Raw genomic sequence first — 18,325 nt, 5'->3', positions numbered from 1 at the left:
TCCCTCATTCAATATGTTTCACTTGGAGAACATACCTTAAGTAGATTTTCAAACTTTTAACTTGGTCTTTCACCCTTGCTTTATCGGCACCTACTGTCATTGATAACAAATAAACAGCATCATTTGTATTTATAATCATTAGTGCTATCGCTTCTGAACTTTGAACTGGATGAAACTCTTCTCTTTTAACTCCAGATTCAATCAAACCTGCAAACAATTTAATGTACTGGTCCACTCGGTCTTTAAAAAACTGAATTCTCTCTTTTTCTCTCCATGTCATGACCAAGTATTCGTAGGCTACAATTCCAAACCCTTCACGCACATCGTCATAAGCACTTCTCTCGAGATCATCAAGATATATCAATAGTGCATTCCAGTACGATTTCATTTGCATAAGATTTTGAAAATACGCTTCAAATGATTGATCATTTTCTGCAATAATCGCCTTATACATTTCATCTGTCGTAGAAAAATAGGAGTAAACCCCACCACGACTCATGTTTGAAGCGGAAACAATATCACTCATTGTTGTCGCTTGAAATCCTTGTTTAATGAATACTTTTTTTGCTACATCTAAAATTTCACGGCGCCGTTTTTTTTTGTGCTCCTCCGTTACTTTCGGCAAAAACATCCCTACTTTCCAAATGTTGCTTTCTGAATAGTGCTCCGAAGCCAACAATGATTAATGACCCGCCAGAAATGAAAAAAGTAGCCTGAACTCCTATTATTTCCGATAGTATCCCACCACTGACCATTCCTATAATCGTCGCAAGCATCGTTATACTATTTATTGTTCCGAAAACTCTTCCACTTAATTGTACAGGAGTTTCCTTTTGTACCGCAATATTAAATGGAAGAATCACTGCTGTGAAAGCAATGCCAATGATACAAAACAAAATAGGTAATACAATTGTTATTGCTAACTGTGATAATTCCACTATAATTGCCGCTCCTACAATCCCAACACCAACAATGGATACCCCTAATCCCATTGTGGTAGGTAAAGAAATATTTAAATTTCGTTTACTTAATATAGCTGACATAATAAACATCCCCGCACCACTAGACGCCATCGCATAACCAGCAATACGTACTGGGTCACCCTCAATCCCACGTAATAATATCATTATTTGACTATCAGCAATTTGTAAAACCAATAGACCACAACTTAACCCAATTAAACCAAAAGTTAATGAAGGAATTTGTTTTAAATGAACATAACCTTCTATTATTTGATGGAAGATTGATCGCCTGCTATATTGTTCTTTCTTTTCTGCTTGCTGATACGTACTATTAGTTACTCCTAATAGGAATACTGCTGAAATAACAAATGTTGCAGCATCGATAAAAAATGCAATGTTTACTCCAATAAATGATACTAAAATACCACTTAGCGTTGGTCCAATAATTTTACTGCTATTATCAATCATCCCACTAATCCCCATTGCTTGTTGTATATCTTTTTCATGAACAATCTCTTTCAGCTTTCCATTTTTGGCTGGTACAAACAATGATGCAAACGCACTTTTAATTAAGAGTAATAAATAAATCTGCCAAAGCGAACTTGCTACAACAAATCCCAGTACCACCAAACACCGAATTAAATCAGAGATAATCATGATTCTTTTTCGATCAAATTTATCAGATATAGCCCCAGCAAATGGCCCTAATGTAATCATTGGGATTGCAATACAAACCATCACTCCAGAGACCCCAATCGGTGTTGTATCCCATTTGATAGCAACTAATGCGAGCAGCGCAAGTATATCCAACCAATCTCCTAAACTCGAAACAATTTGCGCACCGATTAAATGCATATACTGTTTATTCTTCCATAACTTATTTTCGGATTCTTTACCCATCAATCATTCCCCCTCCAACATTTTATTACGCGAATAAAAAACGACACTGTTGTCATTTAATATAAATGACAACAGTGTCGTTTTCAAGTTAAATTTGAATTTTTATGAGAAGTCTTTTAGTTTGCGATGAAAGCTGGATACATTGTAAGATGTACAATGCTACTATTTACAATCATGAAATCACTAAGAAACAGGAGGGATAGGATGAAGAACCCTTACTTTTTACTAATATTTGCAATGATGCTGTATGCTGGAAACCTACTCGTTGGGAAACCTGTATCAAATGAGATTCCACCGATTACCTTAACTTTATTTCGGTATCTTATAGCTTTATTAGTAATTATCCCTTTTGGTTATCGGGAATGGAAAAAAAATAGAGTGCTATGGCGAAGAGAATGGAAGGCTTTAATCAGCTTAGCAGCAACCGGACTCGTTTTATTTAATATACTCGTCTATCTAGCATTAAATTACACAACATCTGTCAATGCTGCCATTGTTGAGTCCTCAACACCTGTCTTTGCTCTACTGATAGGTTTTTTCGTTTTTAAAGAGTATTTTACAAAAGTACAATTAACTGGAGTTATACTGTCTCTTACTGGGGTATTTATTGTTATTACTAAGGGGATCGATTGAAGTAATCTTAGGGCTTTCTTTTAATCCTGGGGATATCATCATGCTCTTAGCTATGCTTACTTGGTCTATCTACTCCATTTTAATCAAAAAACATACATGGAAGTTCCCAACCTATGGTGGTTTACTTATTATGTCCGTCATTGCCATTGTCATATTGATTCCACTTGCCGCTACGGAATCATCACAACTAAGCGCAATTACCTGGTCACCTACTATTATCATTGGGCTTATCTATTTGGGAATATTTCCTTCATTAATTGCCTTAATGGCATACAATAAAGGTATTAGTGAAATCGGACCATCTAGAGCATCGATATTTCTGAACTTAATTCCAGTTTTCACAATGCTAGGAGCAGTCTTATTTTTAGGGGAAAAAGTTACATTATTACAATTTGCAGGTTCATTTCTCGTAATCACAGGGGTTATTATTACAAATAGAAAGAGAGCCGCTGCACTTGTTGGAACACATCGCGAGGCTAAACAAGTTAAGTGAACTCAATATAGATGACAACTAAATGCGAACTGAAAACCTTGGCTTGTCAGGGGCTAGGTTCGCGTATTTCTCCCCTACATCCGTTACGTTGAATTGTATCTGATTATAGAAAGTTTCCGAGGCAGACACTTTTAAATCACTAATATCTTTCCGACAAATAGAGCATATCCAAAGGCCCTTTCTGTGACAACTAAAAGATAACTGATAGCAATTGTTACATGTTTTTTTATACATCCTTTTTCCCCTCCTACTAAATTCCGAATAGCCATAATCCATGTAAAACAAATGTAATCGTATATAAAACAGAGGCAGACAATACTAATCCTTTGATTAATTTCGTATTAGGAATTCTTGCCCATATAACTAACATGACAAGAAACATGGAAAGTAGAATCTTTACAGTTATAAATAATTTAGGGCTCAGTTGATACAAGTTGCCCATTAAAGGGTTTAACTCCGATACATACGAATATTTCAAACCATAGAATGTGAAAATTCCATCCATTAAATTTAGAATGGCTAAGTAAACAAATAATCGAAGCAAATTCACACACCGCCATCATTCTCAATAAAGAACTATAATATAAAAAAACTCTTGATACTACCATGAGAGTTTAGAAGATTTTTTATCAAAAATGTTTAAAACAAACGTGTGAATATGAAAGCATTCTTATATGAAATATATACCAAAATAATCAGTATTAAAACCTCCAAATCCGTCCGAATTTCTTAATTGAGAACAACATGCGCATTTTTACTTGTTTTTGCACTCTTTTACTTAAAATATTGTATTTTTTAAAGAACTAATTGTTTTATATAATGAACAAATAACCCTATTGGAAATAATATAAGTTAAAGTAAGGAGCAGAGGATGATTGGAGAAAGAATCAGAAATACGAGAAGAAAAAAAGGTTATTCAATTACCAAATTAGCCACCTTAGCTGGTATATCAAAATCATATTTAAGTTACATCGAACGTGATATCCAGCAAAATCCATCTCTACAAGTGTTATCCAAAATAGCCGACACACTAGATACGTCTATTGAATACCTGTTAGGTGAACAACATGAACAATACACCTCCTTACCCAAACAAGATCCCCCCATAATGGACGAAGAATGGGAGTTGCTATTTAAAAAGGCAATTGATCAAGGAATGAGCAAAAAAGATTTTCTTGAGATCCATGATTTCATTAAATATAAAAATTGGATGTCTTCTAAAAAATAACTATAGGAGGATAAAATGGAACGCACGAACAATACAGGGCAGTATATAGACAAAGAATGGATACTGTTAATTGCATTAGCAAAGCACATGGGGATGACAATTGAGGAAATCCGCTTTTTTTTGAAAGAAATGGAATCACACATGTAAACACACATAAAAACATGCATAAAATGGCGGTTTAGTACAGGTTAGTTTCTAGTGTACAAACATTGAGTTTCGCAATGTTTGTACACTAGAATTTAAGTCCATTTGAGTAAATCTTTTTTCTCAATACTATTCTTAAGTAATGCTTATTTTTCAGTATTAACTTTCTTTAAAAATCCATTCAGCTAGTGTCTCAATCGAGTAAGTAGGCTGTATATCTATAGAAGTTAATTGTTCTTTCGTTGTTACACCTGTAAAAACTAATACAGAGTCAATTCCAGCATTAATTCCAGCGAGAATATCTGTATGATAATTATCCCCAACCATAAGCGTGTCTTCTTTTGCTGTGCCTAAAACATCTAGTGCCTGTTCAACAATTATAGACTCCGGTTTACCAATAAACTTAGGCTCTACTCCTGTAGTTACTGAAAGTACAGAAATTAAAGAGCCAGCTCCAGGTAAAAAACCTCTTTCTGTTGGTAAAGCAATATCACCATTGGTAGCCACAAATCTTGCACCGTTTCTAATATTTAGCGCTCCACCTGCTAACTTTTCATAATTTATTGTTCGATCAAGTCCCATTACAACAAAGTCAGCACCCGTTTCTACTAGCTCTAAACCACTTTCCTCTAATGCAGATAACAAACCTTCTTCCCCGATTGGATAGACACGAGCTCCTGGCTTTAAATCAGCTATGTATTTAGCTGTTGCCATACTTGTAGTAAATACATGTTCAGTAGTAGACGGTACTCCCATATTATTTAATGTTTCTGATACTTTACTTGGATGTTTTGTTGAATTATTTGTTAGAAACAAATAAGGTAACTTTCTTTTCTCTAATTCTTTAACAAATGTTATTGCTTCTTCAATCTTTTCCGTCCCTCGATAAACGGTTCCATCTAAATCAATTAAAAAACCACTGTATGCTCTCACTTTATTACCTCCAAATATCAAGTTTTACTTGTATTTCATTTGTTATTTTTTGAACAAATGGTACTATAGTAAATACAATCATTAATAAAAATTATAAACTTTTTGGACATATGATGTAAAACAGTTTATCAACTAGTGCTCTCATGATATTGTATAGTAAGTACAAAAACTTTCATGAATATTCATAAGAAACTATGTTTTTAGAATAAACTGAATAATTATGTCCCTATTAAAACAGAGAAAGGTAGTTAAGCTTAATGACAACAAATAGTCCTAAATCAATTATTGTTATTTTTGGTGCCACAGGTGACTTAGCAAACCGTAAATTATATCCTTCCATTTATAGACTTTATCGGAACGGTAAGCTGTCCGAAAATTTTGCAGTAGTAGGTGTTGCTAGACGTCCACTTACGAATGAAGATTTTAGAAATAATGTTAAAAAATCTATCAGCCACTTTGAAGACAAAAGTATCGATCCTGATGCATTTGCTTCACATTTTCATTATCACCCGTTTGACGTGCAGGATTTAAGTTACTATCAAAGTTTAAACAAACTTCTAAATACGTTAGATGAAAAACATGAAACAGAAGGCAATAGAATCTTTTATTTAGCAATGGCTCCTAATTTCTTCGGTACACTTGCAACAAATTTAAAGTCTGAAGGATTAACATCAACGAATGGTTGGACAAGACTAGTAATCGAAAAGCCATTCGGACATAACTTTAAATCTGCAAAAGAGCTAAACGACCAAATACGTGAAGCCTTTACTGAAGACCAGATATATCGTATTGACCACTACTTAGGTAAAGAAATGGTTCAAAATATTGAAGTTATTCGTTTTGCTAATGCCATGTTTGAACCACTATGGAACAATCAACACATCTCTAATATCCAGATAACATCAAGTGAAGTCCTTGGTGTGGAAGACCGCGGCAGATACTATGAATCTTCTGGTGCTCTTCGAGACATGGTACAAAATCACATGTTGCAAATGATGGCATTATTAGCAATGGAACCACCAATTAAGTTAACGCCAGAAGAAATTCGAAGTGAAAAAGTAAAAGTGCTACGCGCATTAAAGCCAATTACAGAAGAAGATGTTGAAAAATACTTTGTTCGAGGTCAATATGACAGAGGTATTTTAAATGGTGAAGAAATAAATGGTTATCGCGAAGGTAATTCAGTGGATCCAGAATCAAATACAGAAACATTTGTCTCTGGTAAGCTTCTAATTGAAAATTTCCGTTGGGCTGGTGTTCCTTTTTATATTCGTACTGGGAAAAGAATGAAGAAAAAGTCTACAGAAATCGTTATTCAATTTAAAGACTTGCCTATGAACTTATATTACGATAAAGAAGAAAATATTCACCCTAACCTATTAGTTATTCATATCCAACCTTATGAAGGGATAACCTTGCATTTAAATGCAAAAAAGGGAGAATATGGTTCTACGTCTACCCCGATTACCTTAAATTATAATAATAATGGAAGCAACGATAAAATGAATACACCGGAAGCATATGAAGTATTGTTAAATGATTGTATGCGTGGTGATTCCACTAACTTCACACATTGGGATGAAGTTGCACTATCTTGGAAATTCGTTGATATTATATCTAATGCATGGGAGAACACGAAAGCTGAACAGTTCCCTAATTATGAGTCTGGATCTAACGGCCCTAAAGAATCTGAGGCATTACTTGAAAATGACGGGTTTAATTGGTGGTCTGTTACACCGGAAGAGGAATAAAACCTAAATAAAGGAGGAAATATGTATATGAAAATGTATGATATTTCTTCATCCGTGTATGAAGGAATGGCTGTATGGGAAAACCTACCTGAAGGACAGCCTACCTTCACTCGAAATACAAATGAACATATAACAACAACAGATATGAACTTTAATCTTCATACGGGTACTCATATTGATGCACCGCTACACATGATTAATGATGGTGAAACTTTTGAAACGATACCATTAGAAAAACTAGTAGGGCATGTAAAGGTATGTGATTTAACAGCCGTAGAAGATGGAATTGGTAGAGAAGATTTAGAAGGCCTTGATATCCAAGCGAATGACTTTGTACTCTTTAAAACAAAGAATTCATATCACTCTATGGATTCATTTGATATTAATTTCATCTATCTTAAAGAAGATGGCGCAGATTTATTGGTCGAACGTGGTATTAATGGGGTTGGAATAGATACGCTTGGCATCGAGCGTAGCCAACCCAAAAACCCTACGCATAGAAAATTATTTAACAACAACATCATTATTGTCGAGGGGCTTCGTTTAAAAGAAATCAATCCTAATGTTTATTATATGGTCGCTGCACCAATGAAGCTTGTCGGAACAGAAGCAGCCCCAGCACGTGTTATACTCTTTGATGATAAGCCGTTTTAACCTAAAAAAAGCGCCCCGCAAAATTAGCGGGGCGCTTTTTTCTTCACTTATTTTATTTCATCCATTCTGTATGGAAAGTACCTTCTTTATCTATACGTTGATACGTATGGGCACCAAAGTAATCACGTTGTGCCTGAAGAAGATTCGCAGGTAAAGTCTCTGTGCGGTAGCTATCATAATAAGCTAGTGCACTAGAGAATGACGGCACTGGAATTCCACGCTCAATTGCTATAGCAAGTACCTTACGTAAAGAAGTTTGGTAGCTCTCTACAATCTCCTGGAAATAAGGATCTAATAAAAGATTTGTTAAACCAGGGTCACGGTCATATGCCTCTTTAATATTTTGTAAGTATTGTGCACGAATAATACATCCACCACGGAAAATCATTGCGATATCACCATAGCGAAGATTCCAATCATACTCATCAGAAGCTGCACGCATTTGCGCGAAACCTTGTGCATAAGAGCAAATTTTACTCATATAAAGCGCTTGTCTTATCGCTTCAATTAATTCGTCCTTATCACCTTCAAATGGTGTTTGTTGAGCAGAAGGCCCCTGTAGTATTTTACTTGCTTTTACACGTTCTTCTTTCATTGCTGAAATGAATCTCGCAAAAACAGATTCTGTAATAATTGGAAGAGGTACACCTAAATCTAATGAACTTTGACTTGTCCATTTTCCAGTACCTTTTTGTCCTGCTGTATCTAAAATAACATCTACCATAGGTTTTCCAGTTTCTTCATCTTTCTTTGTGAAGATATCTGCTGTGATTTCAATTAAATAACTATCTAATTCACCTTTATTCCACTCTGCAAATACTTCGTGTAACTCTTCTGCACTTAACCCTAGTACGTGTTTCATAATAAAATATGCTTCAGAGATTAATTGCATATCACCATATTCAATCCCGTTATGGACCATCTTGACGTAGTGTCCAGCTCCATCAGGACCAATATATGTAGTACATGCTTCCCCATCTACTTGAGCTGCTATGGATTGCAATATCGGTTCAACAAGGTCATATGCCTCTTTTTGTCCACCAGGCATAATAGAAGGTCCTTTAAGAGCTCCTTCTTCCCCACCTGATACACCAGTACCAATAAAGTGGATACCTGTTGTTTCTAACTCTTTATTACGTCTAATTGTATCTTGATAGAATGTATTTCCTCCATCGATAAGAATATCACCTTTGTCAAGATGCGGACGAAGCTGTTCGATCGTTGCATCTGTTGCAGCTCCAGCTTTCACCATTAGCAAAATTTTTCTAGGCTTTTCCAATGAGTCAACAAATTCCTCAATTGTTGAAGCACCAAAGAAATTTTTCCCTTTTGCCTCATTCTTCAAAAAATCCTCTGTTTTTTCATAAGAACGATTAAAAACAGATACGGAATTCCCTCTACTTTCTATATTCATTGCGAGGTTTTTTCCCATTACAGCTAAACCAATAACACCTATTTGTTGTTTTGCCATTACCATTTCTCCTTCCAAAATCATTCCTTTATCCATCATACGTATAAATGGGATTGATAGCAACTTATCTATATGGAATATAGTATTAAATTACTTTCATTATACATTTATACTTCAGGGAAGCACACTCATTTACATGCCAAAAATCGTTACCACGATAGCGTTCACTACTTTTTTCACACACACTTTAAGACTCACGTAGTTCCAATTGAAAGTTTCCCTATATATAAACTTATTACAAGCTTACATACCCTGCAAGTAAAACCCCTTTTTTTTCAGAAATATCTGAATCAAACAGTTACATTTTTAATACCCAGTGCTTAATTGCTTGAGCAACACCATTTTCTGTATTTTTACCAGTTACCCAATCTGCAGCCTCTTTTACTTGCTCCTGCGCATTCCCCATGGCAATCCCTAATCCAGCAGCTTCAATCATTTTTATATCATTCAAACTGTCTCCAACTGTCATTACTTCGTTTAACGTTATTCCAATATGTTCACACACTTTTTCAATTGCCACAGCTTTGTTAATACCTACTGCATTTACTTCAATGTTTGTTTGACTAGAATTGCTAACTTCTAAAGTACTATGTTTTGCCAGTTCATCAATAATCACCTGTTTTACGGATGGATTATCTGTATCAAATCCAAATTTCAACCACTCGTGTGCTTCTAACTGATCAGGAAGTTCACCTCTCCAAATTTGGTTTGTTGAAGTCATCCATGCGTAGGTTTTATATTTTTTATGTAATTGAACAAGCATTTCCACCAGTGACACATCAATAAGTTGTCGATCTACAAGTTCACCAGATACCTTCCAGATCTCACTCCCATTAACTGTAATAAGATAGGATGATAATCCAAGCTCCTTTGCATATTTAGAACAGGTGGAATAATGTCTACCAGTAGAAATTATTACTTCTACTCCCTGTTGGCGTGCAAGTTCTATCGTCTTACGATTAATTTCAGAAATTTCTTGGTTTTCATCTAGCAGTGTCCCGTCTAAGTCTAAAGCGATTAGACGAATATTCTTATTTAACATATATTTAGCTCCTTTCCAAGGGTTATTTATTAAACGAATAGCCAATTACTCTATATTTTACTATATCTTTTAACACTCTTACACATAATATAATGCATTCGTATCTGGGTTAGTATTTTTAAAAATTCACAAGGAAGATTCACTGAGATTTGACATATGTAAATGTTTATAATATAATACATTGATACTTCGCCATAAGAAGTAACTTGAATCACTACAAGGTAAAGATTTCTGGCATTCTGCCATGTTTTATAGAAACACTTATTCACACTGGATCGGCTTCGGAGCCGTTAGGACGTAAGAGAGGTAGGGCTTATGTCGTTTAGGTTAAAAAACTAACCAGGTGGAACACGAACCGCGGCGGTTTATATAATTGAAAAAATAAATTTAAATTTTTACACTTGTGAAACAACAAGTTACACAATAAGGGTACCCCTAAAGGGGTACCCTTTTCCAATATTTCATATTCTCCTTACCTGTCGGTTGGGCTTACAATAAATAGAATCACACTTATAGCACGATCAAAGTCCCAATCAACAAATATATCAATTACTTTTGCACTTAAATATTCTCCAAAATGACTATTATTATGTAGGAGTTTTTTCTCTAATTTTCTTTTTGTTAACTTTAATATTTCTTGATGTCCATCACGAATTAACTGTTTTTCTATATTAACCAAGATTCCATTTCGTATAAATAGAAAGGTCCTTGAATTGAGCATGTAAGAGTTAAGTTCGTCTGGTACTCTTTCTGCGACACGGCTAACGTGTGTTATTTCATTGTCCATCTCTTTTTTTCCATTAAATGTTATTTGCAATGGATGCTCACTCTTTGTTTCCCCGAACCAATGCAGACAAACATTGCATTTTTATTATGTATCGCCCAATCATAATAAAATTCTTGAATTTCCATACCTGTAATTTGAAAAGTATTGGTTTTTATTTCTGGAAAAGTTGTCATTAATAAATCTCTAGTCTCTTCAATAAAGGAATAATTTTTTTGTGTTAATAACACCTTTTCCGGTGGTGATATAAACCCTCTTATGTAAACTATTAGATACATATCGTAAATGGAGACATGAACGGCTTCCGGTCCCTTACCGAAATTGTCACGGAGAAACTTGCCGAAAAAGTTGCTTAATTCGGCAGTTTTTTGAGTGTTCCATCAAATCGCCTTCAATTCTTTACGGTTAACTTCTAGTATGTCGCAATTAAAAGTATTTATCGGTAAATTTTACCACTTGGACGATAAGTGCAATATCCTTATAATAATGGTAGGTGAAGGGAAAGAAAGCCATTCGCTAATAAAGGGGATTTTAATTAATTGTACTTTTTGAGTGATAACTTGTTGGTTGAAGCGTATATCAAGGCTGTTACTTTAGAATACAACGAAGATTTTATAATGATTTTGGAAAATGAAATACAACTAAGGGGAATTAACCTTGAAGAGGTTTTAAATCGTAGTGATTAAGGGTACTAGTCTAGCATACGACAATTAATCTGTTTCTTGATGGTTCCTTTAAATTTGTGCGAATGGCTTCTCCCTTCATCCATAATGAAGAAATCATTCCATCCACCTTACCTAATTATTTCAAGATCTCGATTAATCATTTCTTTTTTTAACAGTTCAATAAAGTCTTCATCAAGTTTAAGTTCTATAGCCTTTTGATAAGCCGTTGCAAGTTTTTCATTACTCAAAGTTTCAAACACAACAAATCACCTCATTAAATACATTAAATGCATCAGTCTTTCTAAGGATTACTTTCCAATCAATCATTACCTATTTAAACAATATAAAAAATCTCCCCTGTAACGAAGGGAAGGCCAGTAATTAAGTATATATTTCGTTGATGAAAAATTACGAACCAGAGACACCTATATGAATAACTAGCACACTTAACTTAAATCATACAATAATATTTATAGTATTTCAATATCATAAAAATAATATCCACAGTATCTTCGGTTGTTAATCAATTGGAGGTATATTCTTATTAGAGGTGAATAAAGGTATGCCCAAAACAGAACTAGCAAAAGTTATTGGTGAACGGCTGAGAGCGTTCAGGAAGAAACAGGGGTTAAGTCAAGAAGAATTAGCTCACTTAGCTTCTATCCACCCTACTTATATCGGACAGCTTGAACGAGGTGAAAAGAACGTTACAATCGACACATTAGAAAAAATCACAAAAGCCTTACATATATCCTTAGAGGAACTGTTTCGTTTTTCACCTTTAAACAACCAACATGATGATACAATTAACCAACTTCAAAAACACATATTAAATATTAGTGAACAAGATCGCAAAAGGTTGTTAACGATAATTGACGTCTTACTTGATTGGAGAAGCAGGGAAGATAAAGAACAACTTAACTAAATTGAATAATCGCTTTTATCATTGTTATCAAACCACGAATAAACTACGACTATCCAGTTAAAAAGGTTTCATTATAATCGTTTCCCAGATTAAACAAACACGATTTCTAACCTACTAGAATAGTATAACAATAAAACAATTGCTAAGAAATCCTCCAAAATACACAGAATTTTGGTAAATAGTATAGCATAGGTTTATATTTTTATTGACGAAAAGTTCCTAAACTGTTACCATTCCTTTATTAATTGAATATAGTTGGCATGCGATGATAGTTATGGTTGAAACTATAACCGGAGCGGCTTCTGGAGAGTCCGTAAATGAACGGCGCCGAAGGATTCACAATCTCAGGCAAACAGGACAGAAGATATTTCATGAAGATATAATCATTTTCTTCCCTGTGAGATTGGATTAACTCCAATCTTTTTTTGTGCAAAAAAACTATAACGAAATCAAATAAAGTTCTGCAAATAAGGAATCATAACTAGGTAATTAGTCGTTTATAATCTAATCTGTGAGGTGATGAGCATGCAAAAGCGTGCAGTAGTGAGTGTTGTCGGAAAAGATCAAATTGGAATTATCTCTAAAGTGACAAATGTTTTAGCTGATAACCACATGAATATTTTAGATATTAGCCAAACCATTTTGCAAGACTTTTTTACCATGATGATGCTAGTCGATGTGACTGAGTTAAATGACTTAGAAGAACTACAGCAACAATTTGAAGCTCTAGAAAACGAACTTAGTCTAAAAATCAGCATCCAATTAGAAGATATTTTTCAAGCTATGCACCGCGTTTAAAAAGGAGGAATAATATGTCGATTGCCTTTACAGAAATCCAAGAAACGATGCGAATGGTCCAAATGGAAAGCTTGGACATCCGAACTGTCACAATGGGAATAAGTTTACGTGATTGTGCCGATTCTGATTTTGACAAGATGAACAAACGAGTTTATGAAAAGATTACTTCCTACGCAGGGAACTTAAAAACAGTGGTCGAGCAAGTAGTAAAAGAATATGGAGTTCCAATTATCAATAAACGAATTGCCGTCTCACCGGTTGCGGAAATACTCGGTAATGCTACTGCTGAACAAGCTGTTGAAATAGCAAAAACGTTAGATAAAGCTGCACTCGATTTAGGGGTGGATTTTATCGGTGGTTACTCCGCCCTAGTACATAAAGGTATATCAAAAGGGGATCAAGTTCTACTCGATGCATTACCAGATGCTCTAAGCAAGACTAGTCGCGTCTGTTCTTCGATTTCAGTTGCCACAACTAAGACAGGAATCAATATGGACGCTGTCAAACAAATGGGGAATATAATAAAAAAAACAGCGATAAAAACGAAAGACAGTAATGGAATTGGTTGTGCAAAACTCGTTGTTTTTTGTAATCCTGTAGAAGACAATCCATTTATGGCTGGCGCTTTTCACGGCTCAGGTGAAGGAGAAGCAGTAGTCAGTGTAGGTGTAAGTGGACCTGGTGTTGTTTTAAACGCTTTAAAAAGATTTCCAGATGCAGACCTCGGGCAAGTTGCTGATATTATTAAAAAAACAGCCTTCAAAATTACAAGGGCTGGTGAGTTATTAGGACGAGTCGTGGCTGAACGACTTCATGTACCTTTTGGAATTATGGATTTATCATTAGCTCCAACAAATGCTCTTAATGATAGTGTAGCAGAGATATTAGAAGAAATAGGATTGGAACGGGTTGGAACACATGGCACGATTGCTGCATTAGCACTCATGAATGATGCTGTCAAAAAGGGAGGCGCAATGGCCAGTTCCTATGTTGGTGGACTTAGCGGTGCATTTATTCCTGTCAGCGAAGACAACGGGATGATACGAGGGATTGAGGACAAATCTTTAACACTTTCTAAGCTTGAAGCAATGACCTGTGTTTGTTCTGTAGGATTAGACATGATTGCTCTTACTGGTGATGTGAGCCCAGAAACGTTGGCGGCCATTATCGCTGACGAAGCAGCAATTGGAATGATTAATAAGAAAACAACTGCAGTAAGGGTTATACCTGTTGTTGGTAAGCAAGAAGGCGATACAGTCGAGTTTGGAGGTCTTCTAGGTCGAGCGCCGGTGATGGGTGTTAACCCGTTTGGATCAGACAAATTTATTAATCGCGGTGGTAGGATTCCAGCTCCATTACAAGCATTAATTAACTAAATCATTTTATTTATTAACTATAACATACCCTAGTCCTATTCGGTATGTTGTAGTTTTTTTATGCTTTTGTCTGCATGAGTACTTTTTATTTATCACAGTTGATAGAAAGTCCGCAGTAAATTTCTTGATTCTATCTAAGACGAATGCTAAATCCAGTGCTACTTCAATCATCCATCATCTAGGAATGAGTGGCACAAAAAGGTTAAGAATACTTAGTCCAGACTTTATAGTATTTTAGTCAACAGCCTTTAAGAGAACACCCTTTTTATACTCCATAACATCATTGAAGGCAATCTTCAAAATAATTTTTAAATAAGACCTAAGACTTATTTAAAATACACCTCTAGCTCATTATAAACTTCATGCTTCCCCTATATGATACTTATTAGGAAGCAAATTCACTAATTAACCAAGTTATTTCATCTACAAGTAAATACATAAGAAAATATGCCAGGGTTACTAGATTTTCTAAAAAGTTGGAGGGAATTTTAAAAATGAATATGGTTAAGTTTCTTGTTCAGAAGAAAATACTAATCGGTTTGTTAGCCGTTTTAGTCGTAATGATTGGAAGTTTTAGTGTGTTAAAGCTTGATAAAGAACTAATGCCACCGCTCGATTTTGATGCAGCTTATGTATCAATCAATGCTGGTGATGTATCCACAATTGAAATCGAACGCACCATTACAACGCCACTCGAAAAAGAATTGCTTGCTATTAAAGGGGTTGAAGACACTCAATCAACTACTACGGTTGGTAATAGTTCAATCCAATTATCCCTTACACAAGGCCAAGGTGATGAACTCATAAAAGAAGTAGAATCGGTTGTTCAAGCTAAAACTACCGAAATTTCTAGTATAAAAGATTTCGAGACAGGACTAATTGGCACAAGCCAAAGCTATGATTTTTATATGGTTGTATCTGGTGGGGATATGGATGAAATGAGTACCTTTGCCAAAGATACGCTCGAACCAAGGTTAGAAGATTTGCCCGAAGTCCGTGATGTAGCACTGATGGGCACGCTTGAACATGAGGCTGTCATTGAGTTTGACCGAGAAGCAGTTGTGGAAAGTGGTTTAGATATTTCACAAATAATTACAATGATACAACAATCTAATACAGAAGCTACGGTAGGAAGCATTACCACTAAAGAAGAGTCATCCTCCTCTTTGCGGTGGCAGACAACACTAACTTCTTCTAAAGATATCGAAGACGTTAAGCTAGCCACTTCGACTGGCTTTATTGAGCTAGGCGATATTGCAACAGTATCTATACAGCCTTTAGAGAGTTCCTCCTCTGTATGGAAAGATGGAAATAAAGATTTAGTATTTGTTCAGATAGGTCGTACTTCTGACGCTACACAGATCGAAATGGCGCAATCTGTCCGAGAAGAAGTCCAGCGCATTCGCGATGAAAATCTAATAAACAGTAGCTATGAATTAGATGAAATGGTCTCGCAAGCTGATTACGTTCAAGATTCTATTGATGGTGTCACAACAAACATATTAATTGGTAGTGTGATTGCGATAGTCATTCTCTTGTTATTCTTACGTAATATAAGGGCGACGATCATTGTTGGGCTTTCCATCCCTACTTCTGTCCTATTAACCGTTACCGTGATGTGGCTTTTTGACTACAGTCTAAATATCCTTACTCTTATCGGGCTTGGACTTGGTATTGGGATGATGGTTGATTCTTCTATTGTTATATTGGAGTCTATCTACCAGAAAAAAGAACAGGGATTGAAGAATTTAGAAGCCGTTATTACAGGAACAAAAGAAGTTGCAACAGCAGTAATTGCATCGATGCTTACAACAATCGTTGTATTTCTCCCGATAGGAATGCTTGGCGGTGAAATGGGTCAGTTTATGATTATGCTTTCCATTGTAGTTGCCATTACACTAATTAGTTCTGTGATTGTATCTTTCTCACTAATTCCTGCGCTTTCGGAAAAGTTCTTAAAAGTAAAAGATACTAACCATAACAAACCAGAAGGAAAATTACTAAGGAAGTATGGTAACATAATTAATTGGGTCGTTAAGAAAAAAAGAAATAGTCTAGCTGTAATCGGATTGTTTTTACTAATTTTCGTTAGCTCTTTATTTCTAATCACTAAAATACCGATGACAATTATGCCGGATGTATTTAACCGTTATGCAGAAATTATGGTCAATGTTGAAACAGGTTTATCAAAACCAGACAAAGAAGCATTAATCAAAAAAATCAATCAAGAGTTATCGAAGATTGAGGATGTTGAAACCAACTATGTCATGGATGATAACGTGGGAATGCTATATTCGGTTATTAATATGACCACGGGCAATGACATAATAAAAGAACAAGAAGAAGTAAATGAAGAAATTTTTCGTACATTAAGAGCTCTTCAGGATGATTACCCAATAAAGAGCGTCCAAGGAACGATGAGTGGTGGGGATGGAGGATATCCGGTCCAAGTAAATATCGAAGGAGAAAACTTCGAGCAACTTAGTACCTTAGGTGAAGACTTCATGGAGGACTTATCCAATATTGACGGTATCGTTGGAATTAGTAGCTCGATAGACCGCACGTCACCTGAACAGCAGATTGAACTTAACCAAACTGAAATAGAAAAAGCAAACCTTTCTCAGCTACAAATGAAACAATATCTTGAACAAACATTTTTAAATCTACCGATAGGTGAAATGACTGTAGCAGAAGAAACTGTCCCGCTACTTGTGAAGTGGGATGATAAAATTGAGACGACTGACGAGTTGCTTACCATGAAAGTTCCCACGCAAACTGGAGAAACGGCATTAGGAAACTTAATAAGTCTTAAAACCGTTGAAACACCTAATGAAATAACCCATGTTGATGGAGAACGGTATATATCTATTTCAGCAGATATTGATGGCAAGGATCTTGGATCAATAAATCGTGAAGTTCAACAATTAATTAAAAAGTATGATTCTCCTAATGGATATACAATATCTGTCGCTGGCGATCTAGAGCAACAACAACAATTAATTCAAGACATGATAATTGTCTTAGCCATAGCAATTTTCTTAGTTTACTTTGTAATGGCGGTACAATTTAATCATTTAATCCATCCAATTATAGTTATGTCAGTCATACCAATGACAATTGTAGGGGTAATTCTTGGCTTATTTTTAACACAACAGGAACTTAGCGCCATGACAGGGATGGGTGTTATTATGTTAATTGGCATCGTCTTAAACAATGCTATCCTGTTAATAGATCGTACTAATCAGCTTCGTAACCAAGGATATCTTGTTGACAGAGCTTTGATAATAGCTGGAAAAGATCGTATTCGTCCGATATTTATGACAACCTTGACGACCGCTGGCGGTATGTTACCACTTGCATTAGCTTCAGGTACTACAGGAAATTACCAGGCTCCAATGGCAACAGCGATTATCTCAGGTTTACTATTTGCAACATTTATTACTTTATTGCTCATACCAGCCGTTTATCGCTTGTTTACCAAAAAGGATAAACAACAAATAGAACAATATGAGAACAATAGTGTTTTACAGAAAAAAACTGTATAAAACAAAAGACTCCCCATCAGT

19 protein-coding genes, 1 pseudogene and 1 riboswitch are annotated in these 18,325 nt (G+C 35.4%); of the genes and pseudogenes, 11 read left to right on the top strand and 9 right to left on the bottom strand.

Going from position 1 to position 18,325, the window contains the following annotated elements; genetic code table 11:
- Positions 1-4: 4 nt before the first annotated feature.
- Positions 5-625 (bottom strand): TetR family transcriptional regulator, encoded by a 621-nt coding sequence (locus tag QQS35_RS15345; RefSeq protein ID WP_285933095.1) that lies wholly within the window; start codon positions 623-625, stop codon positions 5-7.
- The gene (locus QQS35_RS15340) at positions 582-1,862 is read right to left on the bottom strand and encodes an MFS transporter (protein WP_285933094.1); all 1,281 of its coding nucleotides are present in this window, start codon (positions 1,860-1,862) and stop codon (positions 582-584) included. The genes QQS35_RS15345 and QQS35_RS15340 overlap by 44 nt, the downstream gene beginning before the upstream one ends.
- A 204-nt stretch (positions 1,863-2,066) precedes the next feature.
- Between QQS35_RS15340 and QQS35_RS15335 the strand changes: the two genes are divergently transcribed.
- Both QQS35_RS15335 and QQS35_RS15330 read left to right on the top strand, forming a co-directional pair.
- Entirely contained in the window at positions 2,067-2,495 is a 429-nt protein-coding gene (locus QQS35_RS15335; protein ID WP_285933093.1) for a DMT family transporter, read from the top strand.
- A complete protein-coding gene (locus QQS35_RS15330) occupies positions 2,470-2,988 on the top strand; it encodes a DMT family transporter (protein WP_285933092.1) in 519 nt (172 codons plus the stop codon). The genes QQS35_RS15335 and QQS35_RS15330 overlap by 26 nt, the downstream gene beginning before the upstream one ends.
- A gap of 250 nt (positions 2,989-3,238) precedes the next feature.
- Here QQS35_RS15330 and QQS35_RS15325 read toward each other — a convergent pair whose 3' ends face one another.
- Positions 3,239-3,532, bottom strand: a complete 294-nt coding sequence (locus QQS35_RS15325) for a DUF5658 family protein (protein WP_285933091.1) — start codon at positions 3,530-3,532, stop codon at positions 3,239-3,241.
- Between the two features lie 327 nt (positions 3,533-3,859).
- Between QQS35_RS15325 and QQS35_RS15320 the strand changes: the two genes are divergently transcribed.
- Together QQS35_RS15320 and QQS35_RS15315 are read left to right on the top strand one after the other, a co-directional pair.
- A complete protein-coding gene (locus tag QQS35_RS15320) occupies positions 3,860-4,216 on the top strand; it encodes a helix-turn-helix domain-containing protein (RefSeq protein ID WP_285933090.1) in 357 nt (118 codons plus the stop codon).
- 15 nt (positions 4,217-4,231) lie between these two features.
- Positions 4,232-4,363, top strand: a complete 132-nt coding sequence (locus QQS35_RS15315; protein ID WP_285933089.1) for an anti-repressor SinI family protein — start codon at positions 4,232-4,234, stop codon at positions 4,361-4,363.
- 156 nt (positions 4,364-4,519) lie between these two features.
- On the opposite strand, the gene QQS35_RS15310 is transcribed toward QQS35_RS15315, so the two are convergent.
- Positions 4,520-5,293: a TIGR01457 family HAD-type hydrolase gene (locus QQS35_RS15310; RefSeq protein WP_285933088.1), complete on the bottom strand. Its 774-nt coding sequence runs from the start codon at positions 5,291-5,293 to the stop codon at positions 4,520-4,522.
- 257 nt (positions 5,294-5,550) lie between these two features.
- On the opposite strand from QQS35_RS15310, the gene zwf reads away from it, so the two are divergent.
- Positions 5,551-7,044 (top strand): glucose-6-phosphate dehydrogenase, encoded by a 1,494-nt coding sequence (gene zwf / locus QQS35_RS15305; RefSeq protein ID WP_285933087.1) that lies wholly within the window; start codon positions 5,551-5,553, stop codon positions 7,042-7,044.
- Between the two features lie 27 nt (positions 7,045-7,071).
- Complete coding sequence (locus tag QQS35_RS15300) at positions 7,072-7,698, top strand: cyclase family protein (protein WP_285933086.1); 627 nt, start codon at positions 7,072-7,074, stop codon at positions 7,696-7,698.
- 52 nt (positions 7,699-7,750) lie between these two features.
- Here QQS35_RS15300 and gndA read toward each other — a convergent pair whose 3' ends face one another.
- The 4 genes and pseudogenes from gndA to QQS35_RS22940 form a co-directional block, all read right to left on the bottom strand.
- Positions 7,751-9,169 (bottom strand): NADP-dependent phosphogluconate dehydrogenase, encoded by a 1,419-nt coding sequence (gene gndA / locus QQS35_RS15295; RefSeq protein WP_285933085.1) that lies wholly within the window; start codon positions 9,167-9,169, stop codon positions 7,751-7,753.
- Positions 9,170-9,467: 298 nt separating this feature from the next.
- Positions 9,468-10,211 (bottom strand): Cof-type HAD-IIB family hydrolase, encoded by a 744-nt coding sequence (locus QQS35_RS15290; protein ID WP_285933084.1) that lies wholly within the window; start codon positions 10,209-10,211, stop codon positions 9,468-9,470.
- 472 nt (positions 10,212-10,683) lie between these two features.
- Complete coding sequence (locus QQS35_RS15285) at positions 10,684-11,028, bottom strand: Na-translocating system protein MpsC family protein (protein ID WP_285933083.1); 345 nt, start codon at positions 11,026-11,028, stop codon at positions 10,684-10,686.
- A pseudogene (locus tag QQS35_RS22940) lies at positions 11,019-11,354 on the bottom strand (DUF2294 domain-containing protein); the annotation flags it as partial. The gene QQS35_RS15285 and the pseudogene QQS35_RS22940, both read right to left, overlap by 10 nt.
- Before the next feature lie 180 nt (positions 11,355-11,534).
- On the opposite strand from QQS35_RS22940, the gene sda (QQS35_RS15280) reads away from it, so the two are divergent.
- Positions 11,535-11,681, top strand: coding sequence for a sporulation histidine kinase inhibitor Sda (sda, locus tag QQS35_RS15280; RefSeq protein ID WP_285933082.1), 147 nt, complete (start codon positions 11,535-11,537; stop codon positions 11,679-11,681).
- 107 nt (positions 11,682-11,788) lie between these two features.
- Here the strand turns inward: sda (QQS35_RS15280) and sda (QQS35_RS15275) are convergent, their stop codons facing one another.
- The gene (sda, locus tag QQS35_RS15275; protein WP_285933081.1) at positions 11,789-11,920 is read right to left on the bottom strand and encodes a sporulation histidine kinase inhibitor Sda; all 132 of its coding nucleotides are present in this window, start codon (positions 11,918-11,920) and stop codon (positions 11,789-11,791) included.
- Positions 11,921-12,222: 302 nt separating this feature from the next.
- Here sda (QQS35_RS15275) and QQS35_RS15270 point away from each other — a divergent pair, with 302 nt between their 5' ends.
- The 4 genes from QQS35_RS15270 to QQS35_RS15255 all read left to right on the top strand — a co-directional run bounded on the left by QQS35_RS15270 (position 12,223) and on the right by QQS35_RS15255 (position 18,304).
- Positions 12,223-12,585, top strand: coding sequence for a helix-turn-helix domain-containing protein (locus tag QQS35_RS15270; RefSeq protein ID WP_285933080.1), 363 nt, complete (start codon positions 12,223-12,225; stop codon positions 12,583-12,585).
- Positions 12,586-12,877: 292 nt separating this feature from the next.
- A riboswitch (glycine riboswitch) is annotated at positions 12,878-12,956 on the top strand.
- 154 nt (positions 12,957-13,110) lie between these two features.
- Positions 13,111-13,383, top strand: coding sequence for an ACT domain-containing protein (locus tag QQS35_RS15265; RefSeq protein ID WP_285933079.1), 273 nt, complete (start codon positions 13,111-13,113; stop codon positions 13,381-13,383).
- A gap of 14 nt (positions 13,384-13,397) precedes the next feature.
- Positions 13,398-14,759 (top strand): PFL family protein, encoded by a 1,362-nt coding sequence (locus QQS35_RS15260; protein ID WP_285933078.1) that lies wholly within the window; start codon positions 13,398-13,400, stop codon positions 14,757-14,759.
- 494 nt (positions 14,760-15,253) lie between these two features.
- A complete protein-coding gene (locus QQS35_RS15255; protein ID WP_285933077.1) occupies positions 15,254-18,304 on the top strand; it encodes an efflux RND transporter permease subunit in 3,051 nt (1,016 codons plus the stop codon).
- Positions 18,305-18,325 lie beyond the last annotated feature (21 nt).

It is taken from the genome of Aquibacillus rhizosphaerae (assembly GCF_030282825.1).
Lineage (GTDB): Bacteria > Bacillota > Bacilli > Bacillales > Amphibacillaceae > Aquibacillus_C > Aquibacillus_C rhizosphaerae.
The sequence above is the reverse complement of the archived record's forward strand: the minus strand, read 5'-3'. Positions and strand labels throughout refer to the sequence as shown.

Bases quoted from the DNA above. Each gene is read 5' to 3' on its own strand.
- QQS35_RS15340 (WP_285933094.1), bottom strand. From the start codon at position 1,862: ATGGGTAAAGAATCCGAAAATAAGTTATGGAAGAATAAACAGTATATG.
- QQS35_RS15335 (WP_285933093.1), top strand. From the start codon at position 2,067: ATGAAGAACCCTTACTTTTTACTAATATTTGCAATGATGCTGTATGCT.
- QQS35_RS15320 (WP_285933090.1), top strand. From the start codon at position 3,860: ATGATTGGAGAAAGAATCAGAAATACGAGAAGAAAAAAAGGTTATTCA.
- QQS35_RS15315 (WP_285933089.1), top strand. From the start codon at position 4,232: ATGGAACGCACGAACAATACAGGGCAGTATATAGACAAAGAATGGATA.
- zwf (WP_285933087.1), top strand. From the start codon at position 5,551: ATGACAACAAATAGTCCTAAATCAATTATTGTTATTTTTGGTGCCACA.
- QQS35_RS15300 (WP_285933086.1), top strand. From the start codon at position 7,072: ATGAAAATGTATGATATTTCTTCATCCGTGTATGAAGGAATGGCTGTA.
- gndA (WP_285933085.1), bottom strand. From the start codon at position 9,169: ATGGCAAAACAACAAATAGGTGTTATTGGTTTAGCTGTAATGGGAAAA.
- QQS35_RS15290 (WP_285933084.1), bottom strand. From the start codon at position 10,211: ATGTTAAATAAGAATATTCGTCTAATCGCTTTAGACTTAGACGGGACA.
- QQS35_RS15270 (WP_285933080.1), top strand. From the start codon at position 12,223: ATGCCCAAAACAGAACTAGCAAAAGTTATTGGTGAACGGCTGAGAGCG.
- QQS35_RS15265 (WP_285933079.1), top strand. From the start codon at position 13,111: ATGCAAAAGCGTGCAGTAGTGAGTGTTGTCGGAAAAGATCAAATTGGA.
- QQS35_RS15260 (WP_285933078.1), top strand. From the start codon at position 13,398: ATGTCGATTGCCTTTACAGAAATCCAAGAAACGATGCGAATGGTCCAA.
- QQS35_RS15255 (WP_285933077.1), top strand. From the start codon at position 15,254: ATGAATATGGTTAAGTTTCTTGTTCAGAAGAAAATACTAATCGGTTTG.